Annotated in this window: 25 protein-coding genes and 1 pseudogene; 4 read left to right on the top strand and 22 right to left on the bottom strand. The window is 36.2% G+C overall.

Going from position 1 to position 24,569, the window contains the following annotated elements:
• Window positions 1–339 precede the first annotated feature (339 nt).
• Window positions 340–645, bottom strand: coding sequence for a DNA-directed RNA polymerase subunit omega (gene rpoZ, locus A5889_RS10260; protein ID WP_176372880.1), 306 nt, complete (start codon window positions 643–645; stop codon window positions 340–342).
• A 4-nt stretch (window positions 646–649) separates the two neighbouring features.
• Window positions 650–1,264 carry a guanylate kinase gene (gmk, locus tag A5889_RS10255; protein ID WP_087641801.1) on the bottom strand — a complete coding sequence of 205 codons (615 nt, stop codon included), beginning with the start codon at window positions 1,262–1,264 and terminating at the stop codon, window positions 650–652.
• A gap of 359 nt (window positions 1,265–1,623) precedes the next feature.
• Between gmk and A5889_RS10250 the strand changes: the two genes are divergently transcribed.
• Window positions 1,624–3,069, top strand: coding sequence for a DUF1958 domain-containing protein (locus tag A5889_RS10250; protein WP_087641800.1), 1,446 nt, complete (start codon window positions 1,624–1,626; stop codon window positions 3,067–3,069).
• A gap of 137 nt (window positions 3,070–3,206) precedes the next feature.
• Here the strand turns inward: A5889_RS10250 and A5889_RS10245 are convergent.
• The 5 genes and pseudogenes from A5889_RS10245 to A5889_RS10225 all read right to left on the bottom strand — a co-directional run.
• Window positions 3,207–3,326, bottom strand: a pseudogene (locus tag A5889_RS10245) (DUF3788 domain-containing protein); the annotation flags it as partial.
• Between the two features lie 30 nt (window positions 3,327–3,356).
• On the bottom strand, window positions 3,357–3,644 hold the full coding sequence (locus A5889_RS10240; RefSeq protein ID WP_087641799.1) for a hypothetical protein: 288 nt from the start codon (window positions 3,642–3,644) through the stop codon (window positions 3,357–3,359).
• Between the two features lie 57 nt (window positions 3,645–3,701).
• Complete coding sequence (locus tag A5889_RS10235; protein ID WP_087641798.1) at window positions 3,702–4,586, bottom strand: YicC/YloC family endoribonuclease; 885 nt, start codon at window positions 4,584–4,586, stop codon at window positions 3,702–3,704.
• Window positions 4,587–4,602: 16 nt separating this feature from the next.
• Window positions 4,603–4,821, bottom strand: coding sequence for a YdbC family protein (locus A5889_RS10230; protein WP_087641797.1), 219 nt, complete (start codon window positions 4,819–4,821; stop codon window positions 4,603–4,605).
• Window positions 4,821–6,518: a patatin-like phospholipase family protein gene (locus tag A5889_RS10225; RefSeq protein ID WP_087641796.1), complete on the bottom strand. Its 1,698-nt coding sequence runs from the start codon at window positions 6,516–6,518 to the stop codon at window positions 4,821–4,823. Before A5889_RS10225 ends, A5889_RS10230 begins: the two co-directional genes overlap by 1 nt.
• Window positions 6,519–7,020: 502 nt before the next feature.
• On the opposite strand from A5889_RS10225, the gene A5889_RS10220 reads away from it, so the two are divergent.
• The gene (locus tag A5889_RS10220; RefSeq protein ID WP_087642061.1) at window positions 7,021–8,451 is read left to right on the top strand and encodes a DUF1958 domain-containing protein; all 1,431 of its coding nucleotides are present in this window, start codon (window positions 7,021–7,023) and stop codon (window positions 8,449–8,451) included.
• A gap of 828 nt (window positions 8,452–9,279) precedes the next feature.
• On the opposite strand, the gene A5889_RS16490 is transcribed toward A5889_RS10220, so the two are convergent.
• From A5889_RS16490 to yfmF, 8 genes are all read right to left on the bottom strand, one after another.
• A complete protein-coding gene (locus tag A5889_RS16490; protein ID WP_422389700.1) occupies window positions 9,280–9,516 on the bottom strand; it encodes a type II CAAX prenyl endopeptidase Rce1 family protein in 237 nt (78 codons plus the stop codon).
• 16 nt (window positions 9,517–9,532) lie between these two features.
• The gene (locus tag A5889_RS10215; RefSeq protein ID WP_339087769.1) at window positions 9,533–9,892 is read right to left on the bottom strand and encodes a hypothetical protein; all 360 of its coding nucleotides are present in this window, start codon (window positions 9,890–9,892) and stop codon (window positions 9,533–9,535) included.
• A 9-nt stretch (window positions 9,893–9,901) separates the two neighbouring features.
• Window positions 9,902–10,360, bottom strand: coding sequence for an LMxysn_1693 family intestinal colonization protein (locus A5889_RS10210; RefSeq protein WP_087641794.1), 459 nt, complete (start codon window positions 10,358–10,360; stop codon window positions 9,902–9,904).
• Between the two features lie 372 nt (window positions 10,361–10,732).
• Entirely contained in the window at window positions 10,733–11,398 is a 666-nt protein-coding gene (locus A5889_RS10205; RefSeq protein ID WP_087641793.1) for a hypothetical protein, read from the bottom strand.
• 264 nt (window positions 11,399–11,662) lie between these two features.
• On the bottom strand, window positions 11,663–12,241 hold the full coding sequence (gene pgsA / locus A5889_RS10200; RefSeq protein WP_207114597.1) for a CDP-diacylglycerol--glycerol-3-phosphate 3-phosphatidyltransferase: 579 nt from the start codon (window positions 12,239–12,241) through the stop codon (window positions 11,663–11,665).
• Between the two features lie 194 nt (window positions 12,242–12,435).
• Entirely contained in the window at window positions 12,436–13,395 is a 960-nt protein-coding gene (locus tag A5889_RS10195) for a helix-turn-helix domain-containing protein (protein WP_087641790.1), read from the bottom strand.
• Between the two features lie 309 nt (window positions 13,396–13,704).
• A complete protein-coding gene (gene yfmH / locus A5889_RS10190) occupies window positions 13,705–14,997 on the bottom strand; it encodes an EF-P 5-aminopentanol modification-associated protein YfmH (protein ID WP_087641789.1) in 1,293 nt (430 codons plus the stop codon).
• Complete coding sequence (yfmF, locus tag A5889_RS10185; protein WP_087641788.1) at window positions 14,990–16,258, bottom strand: EF-P 5-aminopentanol modification-associated protein YfmF; 1,269 nt, start codon at window positions 16,256–16,258, stop codon at window positions 14,990–14,992. The genes yfmH and yfmF overlap by 8 nt, the downstream gene beginning before the upstream one ends.
• A 205-nt stretch (window positions 16,259–16,463) precedes the next feature.
• Between yfmF and mscL the strand changes: the two genes are divergently transcribed.
• The gene (gene mscL, locus A5889_RS10180; RefSeq protein WP_087641787.1) at window positions 16,464–16,928 is read left to right on the top strand and encodes a large conductance mechanosensitive channel protein MscL; all 465 of its coding nucleotides are present in this window, start codon (window positions 16,464–16,466) and stop codon (window positions 16,926–16,928) included.
• Window positions 16,929–17,027: 99 nt separating this feature from the next.
• On the opposite strand, the gene A5889_RS10175 is transcribed toward mscL, so the two are convergent.
• From A5889_RS10175 to treR, 7 genes are all read right to left on the bottom strand, one after another.
• The gene (locus tag A5889_RS10175; protein WP_087641786.1) at window positions 17,028–17,342 is read right to left on the bottom strand and encodes an NIPSNAP family protein; all 315 of its coding nucleotides are present in this window, start codon (window positions 17,340–17,342) and stop codon (window positions 17,028–17,030) included.
• A 284-nt stretch (window positions 17,343–17,626) separates the two neighbouring features.
• Window positions 17,627–18,394, bottom strand: coding sequence for a hypothetical protein (locus tag A5889_RS10170; RefSeq protein WP_087641785.1), 768 nt, complete (start codon window positions 18,392–18,394; stop codon window positions 17,627–17,629).
• A complete protein-coding gene (locus A5889_RS10165) occupies window positions 18,384–18,914 on the bottom strand; it encodes a sigma-70 family RNA polymerase sigma factor (protein ID WP_242585433.1) in 531 nt (176 codons plus the stop codon). The genes A5889_RS10170 and A5889_RS10165 overlap by 11 nt, the downstream gene beginning before the upstream one ends.
• Before the next feature lie 226 nt (window positions 18,915–19,140).
• Window positions 19,141–19,569, bottom strand: a complete 429-nt coding sequence (locus A5889_RS10160) for a GNAT family N-acetyltransferase (protein WP_087641783.1) — start codon at window positions 19,567–19,569, stop codon at window positions 19,141–19,143.
• A gap of 16 nt (window positions 19,570–19,585) precedes the next feature.
• Complete coding sequence (locus tag A5889_RS10155; protein WP_087641782.1) at window positions 19,586–20,023, bottom strand: hypothetical protein; 438 nt, start codon at window positions 20,021–20,023, stop codon at window positions 19,586–19,588.
• Window positions 20,024–20,116: 93 nt separating this feature from the next.
• Window positions 20,117–20,902, bottom strand: a complete 786-nt coding sequence (locus A5889_RS10150) for a sulfite exporter TauE/SafE family protein (protein WP_087641781.1) — start codon at window positions 20,900–20,902, stop codon at window positions 20,117–20,119.
• A 31-nt stretch (window positions 20,903–20,933) separates the two neighbouring features.
• Window positions 20,934–21,647, bottom strand: coding sequence for a trehalose operon repressor (treR, locus tag A5889_RS10145; RefSeq protein WP_087641780.1), 714 nt, complete (start codon window positions 21,645–21,647; stop codon window positions 20,934–20,936).
• Window positions 21,648–21,849: 202 nt separating this feature from the next.
• On the opposite strand from treR, the gene A5889_RS10140 reads away from it, so the two are divergent.
• Window positions 21,850–24,558, top strand: a complete 2,709-nt coding sequence (locus A5889_RS10140) for a glycoside hydrolase family 65 protein (protein ID WP_087641779.1) — start codon at window positions 21,850–21,852, stop codon at window positions 24,556–24,558.
• Window positions 24,559–24,569 lie beyond the last annotated feature (11 nt).

Here is a 24,569-nt window from a genome sequence, read left to right as displayed (position 1 = left end):
AATGTACTTAGCTTGTGATTATTTATTCTCAAATAAAAATGTTTCTCGTTTGATTTAAAAACAAGAAATATTTTATTTTTTTACAAAAAAATTTAACTTATTATTCTTATCTAACGAATAAGCTATGAATTCTCTTTTTTAAATCTAAAAGCAAACCCATAACAATGATTATATAACAAAAAATAATAAATAAAATATCGTTTCCTGTCGTTTCATGTCAACTTACAAAAATGATAGATGCAGATATGCTTAAAAATAAAAAAACGAAGAATGAAAATCATAAAAAGATTTTCATTCTTCGTTTTTTAATCTTGAAACTTATTTTTAAGTTTAGGTATATTAAAGACTTTTCTCTTCGCGAATACGATTTTCAAGTTCCTTTTGTTCTTGTTCATGTCTCATTTTTTGTTCTTCTTTTGCTAGACGCATTCTTTCACGCTTCTCTTCTGGTCTAGGATCATTGATCACTGTTGCTGCATCGATTTCTTCAAGTGCTTGTCCAACGCTTTTTACTGATTCAAAGCTTTCCAGTGTTGGCTGTGCTCCTTCGTCTAATTCGTGCGCACGTTTACTCGCTAAGATCACTAGTGAGTATTTTGATGGTACTTCTTTCAATAATGAGTCAATAGATGGTTTTAACATCATGAGGCTACATCTCCTTCAACATTTTAATATATTTGCCAATTACTCGATCAACACGAAAATGTTCACTCGCAATAATTTCCTTGATGCGTTTTACAGCTTTGGGTACTTCGTCATTTACAACTGCATAATCATATAATGCCATCATTTCGATTTCTTCACGAGCAACACGCATGCGCTCTTCGATCACATCATGAGCATCTGTCCCACGTCCGACGATTCGTGATTTTAGTTCTGCTAAATCTGGCGGCGTTAGAAAAATAAAGACACCATCCGGCACTTTCTCTTTGACCTGTTCGGCTCCTTGAACCTCGATTTCTAAAAAGACATCTTTTCCTTCATCCAGCGTTTGATTGACGTAAGATAGCGGTGTCCCGTAGTAATTCCCTACATATTGGGCATACTCCAGCATCTCACCTGCTTCGATCATCGCTTCAAATTCCTCTTTCGTTCGGAAATAGTAGTCGACACCTTCCACTTCTCCTTCCCGCATTTGACGGGTCGTCATAGAAACTGAATACTGAAAATCATTCTCTTCACTATCAAAAATTGCTTTACGTACGGTGCCCTTCCCCACTCCAGAAGGTCCTGATAGTACAATTAATAATCCACGCTCTGACATGATGACTTCCTTTCATTAAAAACTATACAAACTCTGTTCATATAGCTAGACAATTTAGCATTATACTAGCAAATGCCAGCAATTAATAAAGTATTAGTTCTATAATGCACTTTTTTCCCATAATTTTCAAGACTTTATGATTAAGGTTTGCTAAGAAAAAGATATTTTTCCTCATATAGACAATTTCTCTGCACTAGATAAAAAAACATAGATTGATTAAAAATTTTTAAATGACTTTCTAAATTCTCAAAAAAAGTATGCATGAACCCCATTTTTCTAGTAAAATGAATATAATATGCATTGAAACAACAGAATAACCCACCTTTATTATATAACAAAAATAAGAAAGGAATTACACCATGCTTACGCCCAAAAAACAATTACCTCTAATCATTTTTTTCTCATTGCTCCTTTGCTTTTTGATTGGAACTTTCCAGCAAACAGTGGAAGCTGTCACTAACGAAACAGATTTTACAGAAAATCCTAAATATCCTATCAAGGACGGCTATCGGCCAAAAGCCTCGATCGTTATCGACGCCGGCTCTGGACAAATCTTATGGGAAGATCAGCCTGATTTATCTTGGAGTCCGGCAAGTATCGCGAAAGTCATGACCATGTACTTAGCATTTGAAGCAATGGAACAAGGTAAATTCTCACTAGATACCACTGTCACAGCTACAGAAAAATATGTAAATATTTCTCAGCTTTACGCTTTGAGCAATAACAAAATTTCTTTAGGCGTTGAATATCCTGTTCGAGATTTGCTGACCATGATCGCTGTTCCTTCTTCAAATGTCGCAACATTGATGCTGGCAAATCTAGTAGCTGATGGTGATGAAACAAGCTTCATTCATCGAATGAATGAAAAGGCAGCTGAGTTAGGTATGGAGAATACGACTTATTTTAACTGTAGCGGCGCACAAATCAGTGCTTTTGACGGATATTACCAAGCAACTGGAATCGATCCTGATGGCGATAACAAATCAACTGCACGTGATTTGGCTATTTTAGCTTATCATCTAATCAAAAAGTATCCCGATGCACTGCAGTTCACAAGCAAACCTGTAGTCACAACGATGGAAAATACACCCTACGAAGAAACATTTGAAACCTATAATTATTCTTTACCAGGTGCTAAATATGGCTATGAAGGAGTCGACGGGCTGAAGACCGGTTCAAGTCCAACAGGCGGCTTCAACTATATTGCTACCGCAAAAAAAGGAGAGATTCGTCTCATTGAAGTTATTTTAGGAGTTGGTGATTGGTCAGATCAAGAAGGAGAATATGAACGTCACATTGCTGGAAATGCCATTTTAGATAATACCTTTTCTGCTTACGAGTATAAAAAATTGCTGAACAAAGGTCCGAATACAGTCAATCAAAAAGAAATCACTTTGGAGCAGGATTTTTACGGTTTCGTAAAAAAAGGAACCGAACCTCACTTCATCACAGAAAATGGTGCCTTGAGCCTTGCAAGCGAATTGGGACAAGTTTCTCCAAAACTACCCGTTCAAACTGTCAGCTACCAAGAAAAACAAACGGCCGTTCAAGAAAAGACTAAGAGACAGCAAAAACAAACGAAAACCTCCCTCTTCCCGTTTGAGAAAGATAAAATCAACTATTGGATCAGCGGCAGTATGACCTTTTTAGGGGTGCTATTCTTTGTGCTTTCCCGCTTATGTAGAAAACGTGTTTCAGGACCACGACGGGGTAGTCGTACAGTAGGTACGTTTATGACTCGTTCATTCGTCATTTTCGGCTTTCTCTTTATCATTGGCGCTGTCAGCGTTTGGTTCTTTTTATAGACTGGAATATCCAGAGAAAAAGTGGATCGGGCTCTTCTTATGTTGCCGTATGTCCTTTTGACCATTTTATCTCTTGGGATCATTAGAAAAAGGGGCTGGGACATAACTCTACGAGTTACACCCCAGTCCCTTTGAAAACGAATAAACGGTGGAAGCAGAAGTAACTCCTTCGGAAATAAGCTAAAATTCACAAAAATTTGAAGAACAATTTTCGTGAATTTCTTCTTATTTCTCGGAGTTGAACACTTCTGTCCCATCCTCTTTTCTTATAGGATTTTTTTTATGCCTTAAAAGCCCATATTTGACAATGTGTTCACAACACCCATGATTTCGTCATGGCGTTTGATTTGTTTGTCTACAGGTCCTTCGACTTCCTCTACATCGATTCGAACAACAAAACGACGATTCAATGATACGAAAGTATCTTCATTGATTCGGATATTCAGCATCTCATCTGTAAACGACTCACAAGCATCCTGCCAGACATCAAACGTGTCTTTTTCTGATATAATTTCTCTTTTTACAACAGACTTCCCACTTAATTCATGGAAAGTAACATCATAGTAATTCGACATACACTTTCACCTCTTCTTCATTATACTGCTAATTGGCTTAATCACCAAAAATTTATCTTATTCGATATTTTGAATTTGTTCACGAATTTTCTCTAGGATCGTCTTCATCTGAACCACAATGTTCTTGATCTCGATCGGGCTTGATTTCGAACCGATCGTATTGACTTCACGGTTCATTTCCTGGATCAGAAAATCTAGCTCTCGACCAACAGGCTCTTCCTGCAATAATAGTGTCTGCATTTTGTCGATATGGATCATTAAGCGATCCAACTCCTCATGGATATCCCCTTTTTCAAGAAGAATCGCCATTTCAGTCAATAGACGGTTTTCATCGACTTGAGTACCTAGCCAATCATTTAAGCGGGCTTCAAACTTTTCTCGATAGTCTTTTTCATAGACATCGACAAATCCAGTCAATTCTTTGACTAACTTGATAAATTCCTGCCCATAACCAGTTAGTACTTGCTGAATTTGTTGTCCTTCCTGCAGTCGACTAGCATCGATCTTCTCTACTGCTTGTTTCACGATTTCTAAGACAAGTGTGCCGAACGCTTCGTCAGCCTCCTGTTTTTCTGTTACTTCAACATAATCAGGATTGTTTAGCAGCTGTTCAATACTTCTACCAGGTTCAAAAATCGCTTTTGGGTATGTAGCAGATAACTCCTGTTCAATTTCACTTAACAGCTGATGAATCAGTTTCCAATGAACTTGTACCTCTTGATTACTACTACCTGTTTGTTTGATAGTGATATATGCTTCTACTCTACCACGCTGTAATGTTTGCTTCATTAACTGACGAATCGCCATTTCATGCGGATTGAGTTCTTTAGGCATCCGTAATTGGATATCTAAAAAGCGTTGATTGACGCTCTTGATCTCTACATCGATTTGATAGCGATCATTTAAGAATGTTTCTTTTCCGAATCCAGTCATACTTTTCATTGACAGGGTGTCCTTCCTACATAGATTTTATTGCATTAGATAGGGCTTCAAACTCCTCGTTGGTCAAGGTGATACCTTTTCCCATCTTCTCATGACCCGCAGACCAATCTCTTAAATCAAATTTTGGCGGGCGTCCGTTCCAGCTGACCAAATTTAATTCTTTACGCCAACCTTTTTGATTTTCAGATAGTACGGCGATTTCTTCTACGATTTCATATGAAAATTCTTGTGCCATTATTTACCACTCCTTGTTTGAATAAATTCGATCATCAATAATTGTAATACTTGAACAGGCAGTTTATCCACTAAAGTTGCTAACCATTGTGCTTTTTCCTGTTCATTTGATGCAAGTAAACTGGTTAGTGCGGCTAATTGCTGCTTCTCAGATAATAAAAAATAATCATCATAATACTTTTTCAGCCATTCTTGTACTGAAATCATACCGATCGTCTCAACTAAATCAGTCTTCATTTCTTTTTTCTGCTGTAAAATTCCGATCATTTCTTCGATCGTATAAAGCTTGGCCGCAGAGATTCCCTGATTTTTTGCTAACAACTCCACTAACACTAACCCAATATTTTCAGTGAACACCCTGTCTTTATAAACTTTACGCATTTTCTTACAGATCTTATTTTTTTGTTCAACTGACAGCCATAATTTCAGCTGATAGGTCTCTTTGATATACGTAAAAAACTGTTGCTGAAACTGTATTAGGCTATCGAATGTCTCATCAAAAGTATACCAATGACCTTTATACTTTTCCCCGATTATTTTCATCGTTTCCAAATAGCCCAGCTTAATATTCTGAACAGAGCGTGCACCATCAAATAAAAGCACTGCCCCCATTGACCAAGGTGTCTGTAAAGTCAGACAGGTGATTTCATCACGAATTTTTACAGGCTTCGTGATACCTGGCCCCTTGACATCAACAATGATACATTCTGTTGCTCCATGTTCGATAGCAACATCCACTGGAATATTGTTGCGGTAACCCCCATCAACATAGTATTTATCTGCTATTTCGGCCGCGGCCATGGCTGGGAAAAAGGAGGCTGATGCTAAAAGCCAATTTTGCCATTTGGATTGTTGCTTCCCGTTAAACCGGATCACTTTTTCCTGAAAGTTCGGCAGCTCTGTGGTCACTAAATAAAAATCAGTACTCACCTGCTGCATTTTTTCCGCAGAAAAAGTATCCCGGATCAATTCTTGTAAGGGTTTTGTAGACACACCTTTTGTTTGAATCGCATTTATCGTGAAGGCTCCTACCTGACTAAGCACACCACCAAATGTATCATTAGTGGTTTTATTGACGGGAAAAGCTAAAATCTTTTTAGTGTCAATTTCTTCCCACATCTTTTTAGCCGCTTCAAAATCCCCTTGTAGGATCAACGCTCCATTTAATGCCCCGACAGAGGTTCCAGTAATAAGTTCGATCGGTATCTCTAATTCTTTCACCGCTTGCCAAACACCGATCTGATATGCCCCTCTAGCACCGCCGCCACCTAACACTAAGCTTGTATGATAGTCCAGCACCTTACTAAAACGATTCTCCTCTATCTCTTTATATCCATGCATTAAAAAGAGCTCTTTTAAATGAAGTGTAAGATGATGTGGAAAATGAAAGCTGGCTGATCCCTGAAACGTCCGTTTAAATAAGTGCTCGATCACTGTGAAAATAGACGACCAACCTGTTTTTACCGTTTCCTGAAGCAGCAGTAAATTGGTTACCCGCTCTGATTCAGTCATTATAAATAGATAGGGAACTTTCCCGGCATAAGCAACATAAGCATGTCCAGTATTCTTACGCACACTTCTAGTAAATACTTCTCTTGCTGAAGAATGTGTCTCAAATAAAGGGAACAATTGGCGACTTTCAGCTACCTGAGCGGCAAAGTTATGCCATTCAGATGCAACCATCGTTTCAATTTTCATCAACAGCACCTCCATCTCTTTAAAGTATACCAAACTTAACTGGAAATTACTTTTTTCGAGGAATCGTTCGTTAAAGTACCTATAGCAAAAAAATAAAGGAGGAGCTTAGTTTCCTGCAATCATTACTTTTTATTAAAAATCGCCCAAAAACGTATCTCTTTCATTCATTTTCACGTAAAATGAAAATAGTTACTTTTATAATATTTTACATATTGTTGGTAAGAAAGAGAGTTTTGTGGGCATAATAAAGAGTGATTTCGCACATAAATTAGTGATGTTTTATATTGAAAAAAATAGAATCGATTGTCTGCACGATTATGTTGTCCTTTTTCTAAAAAAAAATTTATTTTCGGACAACAAGAAGTAAAATCTGTTACAATACATTTTTGAACACACATAATTTAGAAAAAAGAAAATTCAGGCTCCAATTAGAATGACATTTAAAAATATTCGGTCGCTTTTAGCTGAACCGGAGGAATAACAAAGGATGTTTATATTTATTATGAAGAAAAAAACAATTTTATTAAGGATAAGCACTCTGCTTTTAGTCTTTGGTTATGCTGCAAGTATTTTTGCTGCTGTAGATGCTTATGCGGAAGAAGATATATTGACGATCACCCAAAATGCTGGCTACGAAACAAGCGATTATTATAAGCCTAAAGCCTCCATTGTGATCGAAGCTCATACGGGACAGGTTTTATGGGAAGATAATCCTGATCTTGCTTGGAACCCTGCCAGTATCGCTAAATTGATGTCTGCTTATCTTGTTTTTGAAGCAATCGCCCAAGGAAAATTCACTTTAGATACGACGGTCAAAGCAACAGACAGTGATCAGGCGATTTCACAAATCTATGAGTTGAGCAATAATAATATTGTCTCTGGCGTCGATTATCCTGTTCGCGATTTACTTTATGCTGTAATGGTACAATCCTCAAATGTTGCCACGGTGATGCTCGCAAACCTGGTCACAGCAAATGACGAAGCAAAATTCATCCATATGATGAACGATAAAGCAAAAGAGCTAGGTATGACTAAATCGACGTTTTATAACTGTAGCGGTGCTGACACAGCTTCATTCAATGGCTATTACAATCCCGCTGGCATCGATCAAAATGCAGACAATGTTTCAACTGCACGTGATTTGGCGATTTTAAGCTATCATTTGTTGAAGGAATATCCAGAAACAGTGACATATACAAGCCCCACCCAAATCACGATCATGGAAAACACACCTTACGCTGAAGTGCTGGAAAATCATAACTACTCTTTACCAGGACTTGCTTACGGTTACGAAGGCGCAGATGGCTTAAAAACTGGATCAAGCCCAACTGGCGGCTTCAACTATGCAGCAACTGCTGTCCGCGGTGAAACACGTCTGATCGAAGTGATCCTCGGTGTCGGTGACTGGGAAGATCAAAACGGCGAACTACAACGTCATGCCTTTGGTAACGCCATTTTTGACCGTGCTTTTTCAACTTATGAATATAAGCAGCTGCTAGCTAAAGGAGAGCAAACCATCGATCAGGAGGACGTTATCTTGACACAAGACCTCTATGGTGTGATCCAAAAAGAAACACAGCCGAATTTTACCTTGTCTGCCAATCAAGTGACTTTTGATAATGGGCTTAGCCAAGTATCTTCTACAATTTCTGCCCCAAGTGTTGAATTCCAGTATGCTAAAAAATTAAAAGCTCTACAACATTCAACCTTTTTAAAAAATGCGAACCAAAAGAATGGACTATCGACTTTCTTCGTAAATGGTTTGTTGATTATTTTAGGCTTACTATTCATGGCTTTATCAAAATTATTTAAAAAGGAACCTGCCGCAGGAAGTGCTAAAAAATTCAATCCTTTATTGATCTTAGGCGTTCTTTTAGCTCTTGCGGGAGTTGGTCTAAGTATTTATACATTGATTGTTGGACCTTGGCTTTAAATGATAGAAAATGCAAAACGCAGTTGCTTTTTATGACAACTGCGTTTTGCATTTTTAAAATCAGACAATAATCTTAAAGCCACTATCACTAAAAAGTTATTAATTTCAACTCTTAGTTATCTCCTCACTTTGATTGAGCTATTCTTATCAAAGAGACCTTATTTTGCTCTCAATTTGTTCTATCTAGAAATGTTATTTACAAATTTTTTTTATTCTTATCATTCCACAAAAATGATACATCTTTCATGTCAATCTCTTTTACTATAATATTTTTGCAAACTATTTCCATTGTCATAATTGACAAGTCAATCACACATTTTACGAATTCGGCCTCTTCAGAATACGATTCTAATAAAATATCTTGACCATAATAAACCAATTGGCCACCGCTCATAATCTCTACTTCATCTATTCTTCTCAGATAAAATTTTTTAGAATGTTTTTTGTATTGCTGATAAGCATATGAGCATTCTTTGTTCCAACGTTCACTTACTCTAGGAAAGTCATCAGCCCTAACTCATCTAAATTCATAAATTTCTTCCTTCTCATACTTTAATTATGGTATTAAAAAATCACACCATAATTAAAGTATAGTGAATATTATTTAACTAGCAAAAACGAATGTTTTTGGAAAAGATATTTTTATAGACAAAATAGGATAGATAAATCCTTTATCCTAAACTTTTATTTTAAGCAACTCTATTGGACTCTCCCTTAACAAAAAAGCACCATGATTTTCATCATGATACTTTCGTACTTTAAAGTTGGATACTCGTCATAATCTACATTTGATTTCCATTCAAAATTAACGCTAAAAAACTACAAGTATCAGTTTAAAGCAAAAATATAAGCATAAACAAAAATTAAAAAGTTATATAATGAATGAGAAAATATATTGTACCATATATTTCTTTTGTGGAGATAAACATAACTTAAAAATAAGCTTGAAACAAATACTGGAATAAGTGAAATTAAATTATAATTTACACTTGCTAAATGACCAGTTGAAAATAAAATACTTGATAAAATAATACATAAAAATTGAACACTTATCTTTCCTTTCAAATTTATAAAGCAGTACCTATACAAGCTCTTCTATGAAAGGAATAATTATACTTGATTGTAAAATTTCTAAGAATCCGTAAGAATAGTATCGAATTATAACTGGCTTAGACAGTAACATTGCATATGAAATGTCTATTAAATACATTATAAAGGTTATTCCTATCACAAATCCAAACATTTTTTTAGTGCGAGCATTTTTTAACCCCTTAAGTAAATCTTGTTTAAAAAATAAAAAACCTAACACTGCTAAAAATAAATTCTGAAAAAGGACAATATTACTATCAAAAATATCCCAACTTGCTCCTACGGCTGGGATAAATTTTTTAATAAATAGATATATCGCAATATAGATTATCTTGTAAATCTGTATATTCATCAGCTTCTCTTAAATTCTTACGTAATCAGTGTATGAAGTATTTGAAGTTACCGTCTTAGTATCAACATATTTGTTATCAACTTTTCTATATCTCTTGTACTTTACTGTAATAGTACAATTCTGTTTATATTTTTTAAATTTTCCACTTTCAGAGTATTCATTTTTCAAGTTCACAACTACTGGGCCAGCAGTAACTTTTACGCCTATTGTGGATTTTCTGTTTGTAGTATATGTACCTAAGTATGTTCTACTACCATTTTTGATTTTATAGCTCTGTGTTTTTGCCCATGTTCTAGACTGAATACCTGAATTGTCATCAATAACATAATAAAATTCATCATCCTCAGGCAGTAAACCTACTGCTACTTCATTAATAATTTCTGGTTCAACAGCTTCTGTGATGAGGTCATTTCCTATGACCACAAATAGAAAACCACTACAAACAATACTAAAAATTAATTTTTTCAAACAAAGCACTTCCTTTCATTAATTTATTTTCAATAACATTAACATCAAATACTCTATTAGTCAACTTTTTTTTCCATATTGATTAACAACCAATTCAATAGACGATCAATACAAATTGATCCCTTACATTTATTGGGCGTTTTGACATCATTTCTTTCTCGCCTTTTTTAAAACGCTATCAATATGTTGAATATAAAAAAACTGTAGACATCATCCCTTTTTCGGGACTTTGTCTACAGTCTGACGCAGTTACTTTTTATGGTAATTGCACTTTTCTCTTCGTCAAAATGACTTAACGAACAGTTACTTTTTATTATATTCACACAAATTCGGGTAAGAAAGTTGAAATTTAGTAAGTCTGTTTAAAAGATATTATTTGTTTTTCTTCAATTGTTTGATTTCTTTTTCGATTGCATCGATTTGTTTACCTAATGCTTTTTGCTCGTTTTTATCACGAGAAACTTTTTTCTTGTTTACTAATTCTTGTTTTTCTTGGATCAATGCTGCGATTTTTGCTGCATTATCTTCTACAGGTGTAGATGGTGTTGTTGAACTTCCAGTTGAACTACCTGTTGAGCTGCCGTTTTTCAATGCTTGGATTTCACGTTCGATTTCACCGATACGAATTCCTAGTGCTTGTTGTTCTTGCCAGTTCGTGCTGATTTTTTTCTTGTTGATCAATTCTTGTTTTTCTTGGATCAATGCGTTGATTTTTGCTGCTGTATCATTAGCAGGTGTAGATGGTGTTGTTGTGCTTCCAGTTGAACCACCTGTTGAACTGCCATTTTTCAATGCTTGGATCTCACGTTCGATTTCGCCTAGACGGATGCCCAAAGCTTTTTGTTCTAAACTATTTCTGCTAACTTTCTTCTTATTGATCACTTCTTGTTTTTCTTGGATCAATGCGTTGATTTTTGCAGTTGTATCTGCAGATTGAACTGAAGCTGCATGTGCTTGAGTTGTTACAGCTGTAAATCCTGCTCCTCCAATTGATAACGCTACCCCAGCAACTAGTAAACCTTTTACAAATTTGTTCATTATTGATTCCTCCAATTTATTTTTCGTTCGAATACTACTGTTCATAAAATAATAGTTCCGATACACAGATTATAACCACTCTTTTTAGAAAAGTAAACTATTATTTTATAAATAATAGTCAAAAGTTTTTCGAAAAATGCTCTAACTACTGATATATATACATTTTAGAGCTAAAAATATTTTTTATAAAAAAGAAAAAACCAGCTTTTCCGCTCAAAAAAGAGCAAAAAGTCTGGTTTTTCATTCTGGTTTATCTTTACTTTTTTACATTGATCCTTTAAAAACATCTACATTTTTTACGAAATAATCAACACCTGAATAGATTGTAAAGATCAAACAGATGTATAGCATGATTAAATCAACTGGCAAGCCAATAGCCGTAAATGGAATATTATTGATCAATAATAGAATGATCGCCACCATTTGCGTCGCTGTTTTGATTTTACCAGGCCAGGCTGCGGCCATCACTTCGCCGCCTTCAACCAACAATAGACGTAAGCCAGTAACTGCTAACTCTCTACAAACAATGATCGCAACGACCCAGGCTGGTGCTTTTTGCTGTGCAACCAACACGATAAAAGCTGTCATCACTAACATTTTATCAGCCAATGGATCTGCAAACTTACCAAAGTTTGTTACTAACCCACGTGAACGAGCAATTTTTCCATCTAGCCAATCTGTGATACTAGCAACTGCAAAAATCACAGCACCAACCAGCTGAGTGATCGCTAACGATGCTCCTCCAAAAGTAATCGTGCCCCAATCCATCGGAACACTAACAATAATAATAAAAATCGGAATCATAAAAATTCTAAGAACAGTTAATTTATTTGGTAAATTCAATGCTTATTGCCCCTCTCTTTTCCTACTCATTTTACGGTATCTAATGACGACTGTCACGAAAAAAGTCATTTCATAAATAACTTATCTATTCTCTCCGTCATCGATTTCAATAAATGAGCGAGAAAACATCTACGATGAGCTTTAGCTCTTCTGTAAATTCTTCCCGCTCATTCTATTGAACCAGCCTTCTTTTATTATGCTGGCGGTGTTTGTTGAACTTGTTCTGATGACTGTGACGATTGCTGTGTTTGTGCATACTCAAGACTCATGTTGATATTTCTAGGACCAATGCCTGTATTATTCGGATTGAATACAGCAGCTTGTCCATCTACTTTAAATTCCATGTACTCAGAAGCACCCAAACTGATCGTAAACTGAGTGGTTCCCTCTGGAATCTCTACAGATTGTGTTTGGCCTGGCTGAACTGTTTGTTGGAAGAAATAACCATTGTCATTATTTTCAGCTGTTGGGATATATACACCAACCCAGCAAGGAGCTATAATTGCTGAAAAATCAAGTTTAGTCGGCGTCGCAGCATTTGTCGCACTCATATTTACAGTTGTACCCGATTCACCCAAAAAGCTGACTACTGTCGGTTCTTTAGGTTCTGACGAACTAGAACTAGTTGTAGAAGATGATTCTGTCGTACTTGAAACAGGTGCCTGACTTGACTCAGTGCTAGAATCAGACGAAGATTCTCTGATTATCGCAGTATCCGGCTTTTGAATGATTGGATTTGCCTGACGGTCCTGCCAGGTAATATAAAAAACAACAACTGCGATCGCTAGACCGATCAAAGAAAAAATAATTGCCGGCAAACTACGTGTAAAGCGTTTAAATGAGCTTTCTTCATCATACATCTGCGTACGTGACTCATCAAGTGTCTCATACTGAATCGATGATTCCGCTGCTGCTGCTTCCGTTTTTCCATCATAAACTTCAACTAATTCATTTCCGTCTAAACCAACTGCACTAGCATATTGGCGAATGAACGCACGCACGTAAAAAGTGCCCGGCATTGAGTCAAAGTCATTTTCTTCAATTGCTATCAAATAGCGTTTTTGTGTTTTTGTAATTTGCTGCAGCTCGTCTAAAGACATATTGCGCTGAAGCCTTGCATCTCTTAATTTTTTTCCTATATTTACGCTGGCCACTCGTCCATCTTCTCCAGTCTCTCTAATTTATCGATCGTTTCTTTTGGTATTGGTGAAGGGATTGCTTTGTCCACATTCACTCTTTTTATAGCGTTTCGATTTGTCTTATTGACTTTTAGTAGTAAATCGCTTAGTGAAATAGTCACATTTTTCGATTATTCAACTCTTTTAAGAATACCACAAAAAAATACTGATGAGGATAACATTTTTGAAAGTTTTTAACGAAATATCGGACTTTTTTTGTTTAAGATAGAAATATTTCGACTCCTAGTTTCTAGTACGAGGAAATCACTTCTGCTTACTCTTTCATTATTTCTTTGGGTGCATATAAAACCGGCTCAAGCCTTTTTGATCAATGAATTTTTCAGCCAGCTCTTTTATATCAGATAATTGAATGCTTTCAATAACTTCAGGTGTATCGAACAATGTCGTTTCTCCATAAAGTGATTGTGAAAATTGATTGGCAATATACTCAAGTGAATTTAGCGATTGGAAATACTTACCGATCATTTTTTTCTTCAATAAAGAAAGATTTTCTTCTGTCAATTCCTCACTTTGAGCAACAGTCAACAGAATTTCTTCAATTCGCTCTGCCAATTGCTCAGGATAATCACTATCGCCGCCAAAATCAGCAAAATGGAAACTTCGATCTAAGCTAAATTCGTAACCAAAGCTGTCGTCCAAAAGACCTTCGTTATACAAAGTCAAATAGTTTTGAGACGTGTTTCCGAATAATAATTGCAGCAATAAATTCGCTGTTAGTTTGTATTTCAGTAACGCTTTGCCCTCTACAGGTACCTCATCCAGCCCTTTTAGCCCAACAATCACTTTTGAACGACTGATCGGCATTTCGATCGAACTTTCCTTTAGGATATCTTCTGCTGTTTCTTTTGGAAAGTGACGTCTGATCGGTACTGCTTGCGCAAATGTTTTTTCTGCTTGATTCTCGCGAATAAAGGTCATCATTTCTTCCGGTTCCATTTTACCAACGACAAATAACGACATGTTACTTGGATGATAAAATGTGTTGTAGCAAGTATAAAGATCCTCCGCAGTAATTTCATCGATGCTTTCAACAGTCCCAGCGATATCGATATGGAGCGGGTGTTTAGGGTATAAGTTACCTAATATGCCGAAAAACAAGCGCCAGTTTGAATCGTCCAAATACATTTGGATTTCCTGACCGATGATGCCTTTTTCTTTTTCGACCGTTTCTTCTGTAAAATAAGGCTCCTGAACAAAATCAAGTAATGTCTTCAAGTTCAGTTCCACTTGATCTGTCGTTGAAAAAAGATAGCTGGTTTTCGTAAAGCTCGTAAAAGCATTGGCAGATGCACCTTGACGGCCAAATTGTTGGAACACATCGCCGTCTTCTTTTTCAAACATTTTATGTTCAAGAAAATGAGCGATCCCATCAGGAACTTTGACAAAATTTTCTTGCCCAAGCGGTACAAATTCATTGTCGATCGATCCGTAATTTGTTGTGAATAAACCATACGTCTTATTATAGTCTTGTTTCGGAAGCAGATAGACTGTTAGCCCATTTTCTAAGATTTCTGTATAGAGAACTTCGTTGATTTGAGGGTATTCTTTTTTATGCATCCGTTTTTTCTCCTTCCAAAAAGAAAATAGCTTGCAGCTGGATTCGCTTAGCCACTCGTTGTACATCTGCTAACGTGACAGCTTCCATGCGACGGATCCATTCGTCGTCTTCTAAACGTAAATGAGGGATCAAATCATCCAGATACTCCGTTTCCAAGACAGCTCCAGCGTTGTCTAAAGAAAGTAAATATTGGTTTTTCAGCATCGCTTTCGTTTGTTTGATTTCAAGCTCAGTCACATTTCCTTGACGAATATTTTCTAATTCCTGTGCGATCAAGTGCAGTACTTGATTCCGGTTTTTACCATCAATCCCTGTTTGGACACTTAAAAAACCACGAAATGTATCGATACTGCTTGAGGCATAATAGGCAAGATTTTCTTTTTCACGTACATTCATAAATAGCTTGGAATGTGGAAAGCCTCCAAAAACACCATTAAAAATCTGCAAAGCAAAGTAATTTTCGTCCCCATAAAAAATATCCGTGTGATAGCCTAAATTTAGTTTGGACTGTGCTAATTTTTCTTGTTCTGACCGTTCTTCGATCACATTTCTAGAGGGTTGCGTATAGAAAATATCTGCTTTACCAGCACTGCGATCTTCAAAAGGTAACGTTTTGAAAAGAGCGGCAACCGTTGTTTCATCCACATCTCCCAAAACAAAAATGTCGACTTGATCTTCCTTGAGCATTTGCTCGTGATATGCTGCGAGACTTTCAGCCGTTTCGAGTTCTAAATCAAAACGCGTTCCAAAGCTAGGGATTCTTTGATCCGCTGATTGGCTAAAATAAAGGTTTTGCAGTGCTAAAGAAGAATAGACTTGTTTATCTTCTGAAACACTTTCATAATAGGCAAGCAAATTTTCCTTTTCCCGCTGAAACGTTTCAGCTTCAAATTTACCATCAATGATATTTGGGTAGAAGATGATTTCTTTGATAAAATCAACTGCATCTTCTAAAACATGCGTATTTTCTAAATAACGATCATTCACAAAATTCATTGAAACATTCAGCCAGTGCAGATTACCTTTTTTGTTGACGTTGATTCCAAAGCTAGCTCCGTATAATTCTGCTAACTTACCGCTTAATTTCACCTGATCAGGATAATTCAGGCTATTTGTTTCTAATAAACTAGATAAAAGTGTTCGTTTAGTGATTGTTTCTTTATTTAAACGCGTATTGAAACGAACCAAAATACGTACCGTCTTATATTTTTCTGTTGGGACAACATGTAAGTTGACTCCTTGTGCTAATGCAATCGGCATCTTGTCAGCTCCTCTTTGTTTTTTCATCATAATAAAGCCCAGCATGAAATACAATCATCTGGCTGTTTTTAAACCTTTTTTTAAGATTTTCCGCATCTATTCAATTATAGCACAGCTCTGTAGTGTTTCCTTGATGTAAGAGTCTTTCATTTCAAAATTTTTCATTTTTTCTGTATACTGGATTTGAGAAAGGGAGGATGATCTTATGATCAAAGAATTTAAAGAATTTATTATGCGCGGCAGTGTCCTTGATTTAGCCGTTGGGGTCGTGATCGGTTCTGCTTTTACTGCCATCGTCACAAAAGTCGTTGATGGGTTGATCACACCTCTAGTTAGTCTAGTTTTTGTCATGACTACAGGCAAACAAAGTGCTGATGATGCATTAGGTGCTTTAGTCTTTTCAGTCAAGGGTGTACCTTTTAAAATCGGTGATGTGATCAGTGCTATTATTACCTTTTTAATTACTGCGTTTGTATTATTCCTAATCGTGAAAGCTGCGAATCGAATGAAGAAAAAACCAGAGGCTGAAGCAGATAAGACAGAAGAGATCCTGCTTACGAGTGAAGATTACCTTGAGCAGATCCGTGATTTACTAGCTGCACAAAATGCTGAAAAAACATCAGGTTCTAGTAAAGAATCACCAACGAGCAATGAATCATTAAATACCTAAAAAAATTGGCAGATACTTTGCTGACCTCTAAAGAGTTAAATCAAACCTTTAACTTTTTAGAGGTCTTTTTATATGTCGTAAATCATTTTTGAAACTCACTCAACTCATAAAGCCTTTCTTTGAAATAAATCTGCTACTACTCACTATTAAAGAGACTATTTTTTCCCTAGGACCATTTACCCAATCATCATCACTATAAAATTTTTCTTGAGATCGTTCCAACTGTTCTAAGCTATCAAATTCTCTTATTAGACAATAGGAATCTACATCGTGTAACGATTTTGCACAATATATTATTTTAAGCCCTTTACGTTTATGCAACGGAACGCTCTCTTCGGTCATAATCTTATGAAATTCATGTCCTGTATTTTCCTTCAGTTTGTAGATCAATATTTCTTGCACCTTATTTTCCATGTGTAAACCTACCTTTATATTTTTTATGATCGTTTTTAGAAAATCTCGAATAAGTTCCCAACACTGAATATAAGCTCTCTTCCACTCTTGAATCACTACGATCGAATCAGTTACTATTATAGTAAATTAAGGCTACTACCATTAGCAAGAAGAACATTGGCTCCAATTATGCAAATCATTTTTAAGAATAACGGAGTTTTCTTTGGTGACCTTTTTTAAAACTGCAGCTTGTTTTAATATTGGAGCCAAAATTCGTGTGATTTCTTTTAGAAGAGAATAAACTGCTAGTGAGACATTATCTCAACGGGTTGCATGATCACTTGCCTTTCCTTCTTATGATCATATTCGTCCTTTGGAAACATCACAAGAAATCCATCTACTATACTTAATTCCATATAGCCTTTATCTGATTCAGAAGAAGAATTAACAAATACTATTTGTTGTTCTAATACATTTCCCACTAGTTTGTATTTAATTTCATCAGGCTTTTTATAGTCGTTTATCGGTTCACCTTTATCATTAGAATAGATTTTGTCCGCTTCGAGAGTTTCTTGACCTGTTTGTACATTAAGATACGATAAACCAATCTCATTTCGATAAAATCTATGAACAATGACCTCTGATTCGACTACATCCATTTGAAGTTCACCTGATTCAGAAGGCAACAAAGGGACCCATGCGTAATCCATTAATAATTTTTGAGTAATTTTAGTATTTTTTTCTAGTTTGATCGGTTTGATCATTTTATACTCTTCACTGTTGCCGTTATACTCAATCTTTTTAGGTGTTGTCTCACTGGTCTCTCCATACGTTTCTTTTGTTTGCTTTGCCCCAAATATAGCTTCGATTGCATTGGTTACTGGGGAACTAAACATTATAATGACCGCGAGGCACATTACTGTAACTAACTTAACTACAAATAGATATCTTATTTTTCTTCGTTTGCGCTTTCCGAGGGACACTCCTTCTTCTATAGCATTGTAGGTACTCTCTTTTGGAACATCTATACTAGAATTAATTTTTGTGATTAGATTTTTAGTATCATTTTTCAAAATAATCTCCTCCTAATATTTGTTTTAATTTTTGCTTACCTCTAGATAGATTTGTTTTTACTGTTCCAGATGGAATTTCTAGAATATTACTTATTTCTTGAATCGTAAAATCTTGATAGTAATAGAGTTGCAAGACATCTGCATACTTTCGTTCAATTTTATTGAAGGAATCATTTAAATCTATCTCTTGTTCTATTTCGTTACTATAATCAATATCCGCTACCAGTGACGTCTCATCTTCTATTACTATTTTTTTAGTTTTACTTCTCATTTTATACGCCGTTCTGATCAATATTCGAATATACCAAGTATAAAAATATTGATCATTTTTAAGCTTTCGTAATCCTTGATAGGCTATGGAAGTAGTTTCTTGAATAATATCTAGAATCTCAAATTCAGATTCAGCATAATGATAAGCTGTCCGATAAATGTATTCATATTGATCTTTTAAAAGTTTCTCGAACGCGTTATCATCTCCCTTTCTCGCTTTTTTTACTAATTCTAGAATCTCAGTTGTCATTTTTACCACGGTTTTTGCTCCTTTCATAATATTAGTGCAAAAAAGTGCGATAAAAGTTTCAATTCATTTATGGTTATTGCTCATTAAATGGAATAATTTTGACTCAGCTAGCTTATATCTACTGTCAATGCATAAAGTGATTAGGATATGGGCATAAAAAAAAGAGTGGTCAGCCCACTCTAATAATTCTAACTGCTTGAAGTTTCTACAGATTCCATCGGCATTTTTATTTTCTCATCTTCACATGAGGAATATCATCTTCCAAATAAACCTCTGAAATTTCTTTGAAGCCAAATCCACCATAAAAATCGGTCAGATGCGCCTGAGCCCCAATAATGATCGGTTTCTCTGGATATCTTTCTGAAATCACGTTTAGCGTGTTCTCTAAAAGAAGATTTCCTAACCCATGCTTTCGATAATTAGGATCGATCAGCACTCTACCAAAAGATACCGTCTCACCATTATCGATGATTCGTGTATAACCAACGATATCCTTCTCTTCCTGCAACCACGTATGCAGTGCATGCTCATCGATATCATCGATCTCTTGATACGGACAATTCTGCTCGACCACAAAAACTGCAGTCCGCAACTTAGCAATCTCAAAGAACTCTTTTGTCGTCAGCTCTGAAAAATCCTTTACGTGATACTTCATCTCTTAGCCCCTTGCTTTATTCATTCATTTTTAGTGATCCTGAACCTGAGCGATACATGATCTTCACGCTTTCACTGTCCATCGCTGGATACAAAAAGTCTACCAAAACGATATTCCCTTTTGTTTTAGACTCTTTGCCTAATTGAATCAACGTACCTTCTTCTGTTTGTTTAGAATCTAATGTATACACGTAACCCTCTTTTTCTCTTAAATACTCGATATACTTTTGTAATTCTTTTTCACTGATACTGCCTGCTTTATACGTCAGTGTTGTCATTCGTACTTTATTTTTCACTTCGCTATTTGTACCAACGATTTTTTTCTCTCCGATCACTGAGTAAACAGATGGAACCTTATCATCATTCACTTCAATATTTTCGGCTGTATTGGATGCACATCCCACTAATAAAAATACCAAACCAGCCCACAGTATAACCTTAACAATTTTTTTCATTTCAATCCTCCTTTTTTTATCTAAAATAATTATAGCATAAATAGAAAAAACACCTAAAACCTGTTGCTGACAAGCTTTAACTGTTTTTCTTCCTTAGATAAATAAGCGAAACCCATTCCAAACATTCAACAGTAACACAAGTAAAATCACTACTTGATAAATCTGAGTCACTCGTTCAGAGGAGACTTTTCCACTGATCAGTGCTCCTATAAAACCACCAATGACTGCCGCAGGAATCACATAAAGCAACAAGCTCAAATCAAAACGTCCGAAACCACTTCCTTGTGCGATCGTTATTAACTTCGCGGCTTGTGAAAAGAAAATCGTAATGATCGAATAAACAGTCGCTTCTTTGATCGGTATACCAAAGCATAACATCAACAGAGCAACATTGATCGGTCCTCCGCCAATCCCTAATAATGTAGAAATAAATCCTAAAAACACTCCAGTTATCACATACCAAAAAGAATGGCTCAACTGCAGCGTCCGTTCCTTACCAAATTTGGTGTAAATGAAGGCAAACAGCAACGTCATGATCGTTAAAACAATCTGGATCAGCTGCACATATTTCTCATCCGAGAACCACTTAAGTAAAAATTCGAAGCTACTATTTCCAGCAATACCGCCAATAACGGATCCCAAAGAAACAAGTAGAGCAATCTGAACGCGTAACGTCAATCCATTCTTTAATTGCCTTAATGTCGAAACGATGGACATGGTGAAGACTGCGACACTAGAATAAAATGAGATTGCCGCTAAAGCGTGAAAATGAAAAGCATCTAATACCGGCTTGATGATCACACCGCCACCCATACCGGAAATAGCCCCAACTGTATTCGCGAATATAATCACGAGAAAATAGATAATCCCTACATACAAAGCGTGTCATCCCCTAGCTATCCATACCTTTTTAAGCTTTTCTTCGTCTAGCAAAATCAACAAACTTAAACTTATCTAATCTATGCCTAGATTCAGTGTACTCAAAGCAACGAGTATCTTCCAAACTGACCACACTACGGACGACGACAATATATGTGTCCTCATTTAAGTCCATCAAACGCTGATCATTTTCTGTCACTGCTTCAACTGTAATCTCTTTTTGAGCATAACTAATCTCTAAGCCCAGATCATTTTCAAAATAATCATAAATCGAATCTGCCGCACGCTCTTCCGGAAGCTCTGCAATGATTTCTTTTAAAAGATAATCAATATCGATGATCACAACTTCTCCGTCGATTTCCCGCTGCCGTACCAAGCGCCAGACAGCTGCATCTTTTTTCCAGCCCGTTAAGCGTGCCAAAGCGTCATCAACTTTTTCTTCTTTCAATTCGACTACTTTTGTCACACTATGTATTTGCTGCGCTTTTTGTAACTCTTTATAACTGATCACTCCGGAAATCGGAAAATCAAACTTTCTTACATTCAATACGATAGAGCCTTTGCCCTGTTTCTTTTGGATATACCCTGCATTGATCAAGAGGTTCAATGCTTTGCGGATCGTCTCTCTTGAAACAGAATAGTGTTCAACTAATTGATTCTCACTTGGTAATAGTGTTCCCGGCGGATAATCACCTTCTAAAATACCTTTTTCCAATTCTAAAAATATATCATGAAATTTGTTCACTTTCAGCCCTCCAACCTAGGATACTCAATCAAAATGATAGCATATTCCACCTTAAAAAAATAGCATCTGCCGTAACTAAGCCTTTTATTTTAGGCAATTCTTTTCTATTACCACACTTGTATTTACAAGCGTTTCATACTATAATGAACACAACGCTAACATGTCTATACAAGTTAAGAAAACTCTTTAAGGAGCGACAACTATGAACTTTCTACTTTTCACCTTCACTAAAAGCAACTTGACCGTTCAGGAAAAACAAATGGACCAACTTATATCGGAGCACACACTGCCACTTACATCAATGATCTTTCCTCAATCATTTGAGTCGCTAGCACTGCAGATCAAAGAAAAATCCCCAACGATCATTGGTGCTGTTTGTGATGGATTGTCTGCGGAATTTTATGCTGCACAACCTCAGCTCTCTCCTTTAAACGCAGGAGCTGAAGCTATCACCAAACTTTTATCCGAAACATTGAACATCCCTGTGTTGACCGCTGAAGAATCAGCTTCAGCAGATGATTTAGAACAGGCATTCAAAGAAAAAAAAGAACAGCTATGCTGGAATTTAGATTATTTTGGTTATACTCCAGGTAAAGAAGAGTATTCTGTAGAATCTTTATTGACGATCGGAAATGGTTTTATGGGTTTACGCGGGACAACTCCAGAAATGAGCTTGTCAAAAGACCACTATCCTGCAACCTATATTGCTGGACTTTATAATGAAGAAAAATCAGAAGTTGCAGGTCAAATCGTTGAAAATGAAGACTTTGTCAACACACCAAATAACCAGTATATCAGTGTTCAGGTTGAAGGTTCAAACGAGTGGCTAACTTTAGAACATTCAAAACTAAACGCTCTGCATAGAAACTTAAACTTAAAAAATGGGTTGTTCACTGCTCATATGCTTATTGAAGATTCACAGCAGCATCAGCTAGAAATTACAGCTTTAAAGATCGTCAATATGGCAAAAATGAACAATTATAGTATCAAGTACATGATCAAACCGATCAATTTCTCTAAGAAGATCATTGTTAAAACAATGACTGATGGTTCTGTCTATAATTTTAACGTTGAGCGCTATCGTAATTTAACAGCAAAACATTTTCATATCACTGAATTAGCTGCTGATCAGAACAAAACAAGTATCACGGTCCAAACGAATCAATCTAAAATCGATGTTCAGCAAACTTCTGCTATCATGGGCGATTTCTTTACCGCCAACGAAGTTACAAATACAGTGAACGAAGAAACGATCGAACAAACAATGACTTTTTATGCTGAACAAGATGTGCAATATACCCTTGAAAAGCATGTTCAAGTAACTACATCGATCGCTGAACAAAGCTTCAAACAACCAAGTCCATTGGCAACTTCCTTTGATATTGAGTTTGCTGAAAGTACAAAAGCTTGGGAATCATTGTGGGAAAAATCTGATATTCAAGTATCTGGCGATTTAATGTCGCAAAAATTACTAAGGATCCATACCTATCATCTTCTAGTTTCTGCTTCTCCTTTTAGTAACAATGAACTGGATGTCTCAGTAACCGCCCGCGGCTTGCATGGTGAAGCATACCGTGGTCATATCTTCTGGGATGAAATTTTTATTTTGCCGTTTTATATTCTTCATTTCCCACAAACAGCGAAACAGTTGTTAATGTATCGGTATAATCGTTTAGGGAAGGCAAAAGAAAATGCGATCGAAAGTAATTATGAAGGCGCCATGTTCCCTTGGCAGTCTGGACTTGACGGTAGTGAAGATACACAAAAGCTTCATTTGAATCCTCTAAACGGCGAATGGGGTGAAGATCATAGTATTTTGCAACGGCATGTCTCACTAGCGATTGCTTATAATGTCTGGATCTATTGGAATAACACAGGTGATGATCTATTTATCAAGGAATATGGTGCAGAAATGTTACTGGAAATTGCGAATTTTTGGCGCAGTGCAGCGACATTCGATAAAGAAACAGGCCGTTATTTCATCGATAAAGTCATGGGTCCTGATGAATTTCATGAAGCCTATCCTGACAGTACTGAAAGCGGCCTAAAAAACAATGCTTACACCAACTTGATGGTTGTCTGGTTATTTGAAGAGATCGAAACGATTCTTTCATTATTAAATACGCAAGAACAAGCGAAATTATTTACTAAAACAGGAATCACACAAGAAAATCTAGAAAAAATGAAAGATATCCGTAAACACTTGGGGATCGAAATAAATGAAGATGGGATCATCGCGCAATATGAAGGCTATTTTGATTTAAAAGAAATCGATTGGGAACAAGCAAAAGCAACTTACGGTAATATTTACCGAATGGATCGTATTCTAAAAGCAGAAGGTCAGTCACCGGATGACTATAAAGTTGCGAAACAAGCGGATACGTTGATGCTGTTTTACAATCTAAATAAGGAAAAAATCGATGAAATCTTAGATGAATTAGGCTATGAGCTTCCTGCCGATTATCTAGAGAAAAATCTTTTATACTATTTAAACAGAACATCTCATGGTTCTACTCTTTCAAGAATCGTACATGCCCAGCTCGCAGAAGAGGTCAAGTTCCATGATCTCTCATGGAAACTATATCAAGAAGCCTTATACTCGGATTATCAAGATATTCAAGGCGGAACAACTGCTGAAGGTATTCATACTGGTGTGATGGCTGCAACGATCTATGTCACATTGACTACGTACGCTGGAATCGATATCAAAAAAGAACAGCTTTCCATCAAACCAAATCTGCCTGAACACTGGACAGAGATGACCTTTAATCTGTCCCGCAAAGGAATCGATTATCAATTGACTGTGAATAAAACAGCCGTTCAAGTTACAGCGTCTAAAGATACTGTACTGACAATAAATGACCAACCCTATCCGTTACACGGAAAAGAAACTCAAACAATCAACTATTAATCAATATGACT

The sequence above is a fragment of the Enterococcus sp. 9D6_DIV0238 genome (assembly GCF_002174455.2).
In the GTDB taxonomy this organism is placed as follows: domain Bacteria; phylum Bacillota; class Bacilli; order Lactobacillales; family Enterococcaceae; genus Enterococcus_L; species Enterococcus_L dunnyi.
Note: the sequence above shows the minus strand (reverse complement) of the source record. Positions and strands in the feature narration are given on the sequence as shown.

What these genes read in the sequence shown, in the direction of transcription:
- mscL (WP_087641787.1), top strand. Translation starts at nt 16,464, where the DNA reads ATGATCAAAGAATTTAAAGAATTTATTATGCGCGGCAGTGTCCTTGAT.
- A5889_RS10205 (WP_087641793.1), bottom strand. Translation starts at nt 11,398, where the DNA reads ATGAACAAATTTGTAAAAGGTTTACTAGTTGCTGGGGTAGCGTTATCA.
- yfmF (WP_087641788.1), bottom strand. Translation starts at nt 16,258, where the DNA reads ATGCCGATTGCATTAGCACAAGGAGTCAACTTACATGTTGTCCCAACA.
- A5889_RS10215 (WP_339087769.1), bottom strand. Translation starts at nt 9,892, where the DNA reads ATGAATATACAGATTTACAAGATAATCTATATTGCGATATATCTATTT.
- A5889_RS10220 (WP_087642061.1), top strand. Translation starts at nt 7,021, where the DNA reads ATGAAGAAAAAAACAATTTTATTAAGGATAAGCACTCTGCTTTTAGTC.
- A5889_RS10140 (WP_087641779.1), top strand. Translation starts at nt 21,850, where the DNA reads ATGAACTTTCTACTTTTCACCTTCACTAAAAGCAACTTGACCGTTCAG.
- A5889_RS10250 (WP_087641800.1), top strand. Translation starts at nt 1,624, where the DNA reads ATGCTTACGCCCAAAAAACAATTACCTCTAATCATTTTTTTCTCATTG.
- A5889_RS10230 (WP_087641797.1), bottom strand. Translation starts at nt 4,821, where the DNA reads ATGGCACAAGAATTTTCATATGAAATCGTAGAAGAAATCGCCGTACTA.
- A5889_RS10165 (WP_242585433.1), bottom strand. Translation starts at nt 18,914, where the DNA reads ATGACAACTGAGATTCTAGAATTAGTAAAAAAAGCGAGAAAGGGAGAT.
- A5889_RS10175 (WP_087641786.1), bottom strand. Translation starts at nt 17,342, where the DNA reads ATGGAAAATAAGGTGCAAGAAATATTGATCTACAAACTGAAGGAAAAT.
- A5889_RS10235 (WP_087641798.1), bottom strand. Translation starts at nt 4,586, where the DNA reads ATGAAAAGTATGACTGGATTCGGAAAAGAAACATTCTTAAATGATCGC.
- yfmH (WP_087641789.1), bottom strand. Translation starts at nt 14,997, where the DNA reads ATGCATAAAAAAGAATACCCTCAAATCAACGAAGTTCTCTATACAGAA.
- A5889_RS10155 (WP_087641782.1), bottom strand. Translation starts at nt 20,023, where the DNA reads ATGAAAAAAATTGTTAAGGTTATACTGTGGGCTGGTTTGGTATTTTTA.
- A5889_RS10225 (WP_087641796.1), bottom strand. Translation starts at nt 6,518, where the DNA reads ATGAAAATTGAAACGATGGTTGCATCTGAATGGCATAACTTTGCCGCT.
- gmk (WP_087641801.1), bottom strand. Translation starts at nt 1,264, where the DNA reads ATGTCAGAGCGTGGATTATTAATTGTACTATCAGGACCTTCTGGAGTG.
- A5889_RS10240 (WP_087641799.1), bottom strand. Translation starts at nt 3,644, where the DNA reads ATGTCGAATTACTATGATGTTACTTTCCATGAATTAAGTGGGAAGTCT.
- A5889_RS10160 (WP_087641783.1), bottom strand. Translation starts at nt 19,569, where the DNA reads ATGAAGTATCACGTAAAGGATTTTTCAGAGCTGACGACAAAAGAGTTC.
- rpoZ (WP_176372880.1), bottom strand. Translation starts at nt 645, where the DNA reads ATGATGTTAAAACCATCTATTGACTCATTATTGAAAGAAGTACCATCA.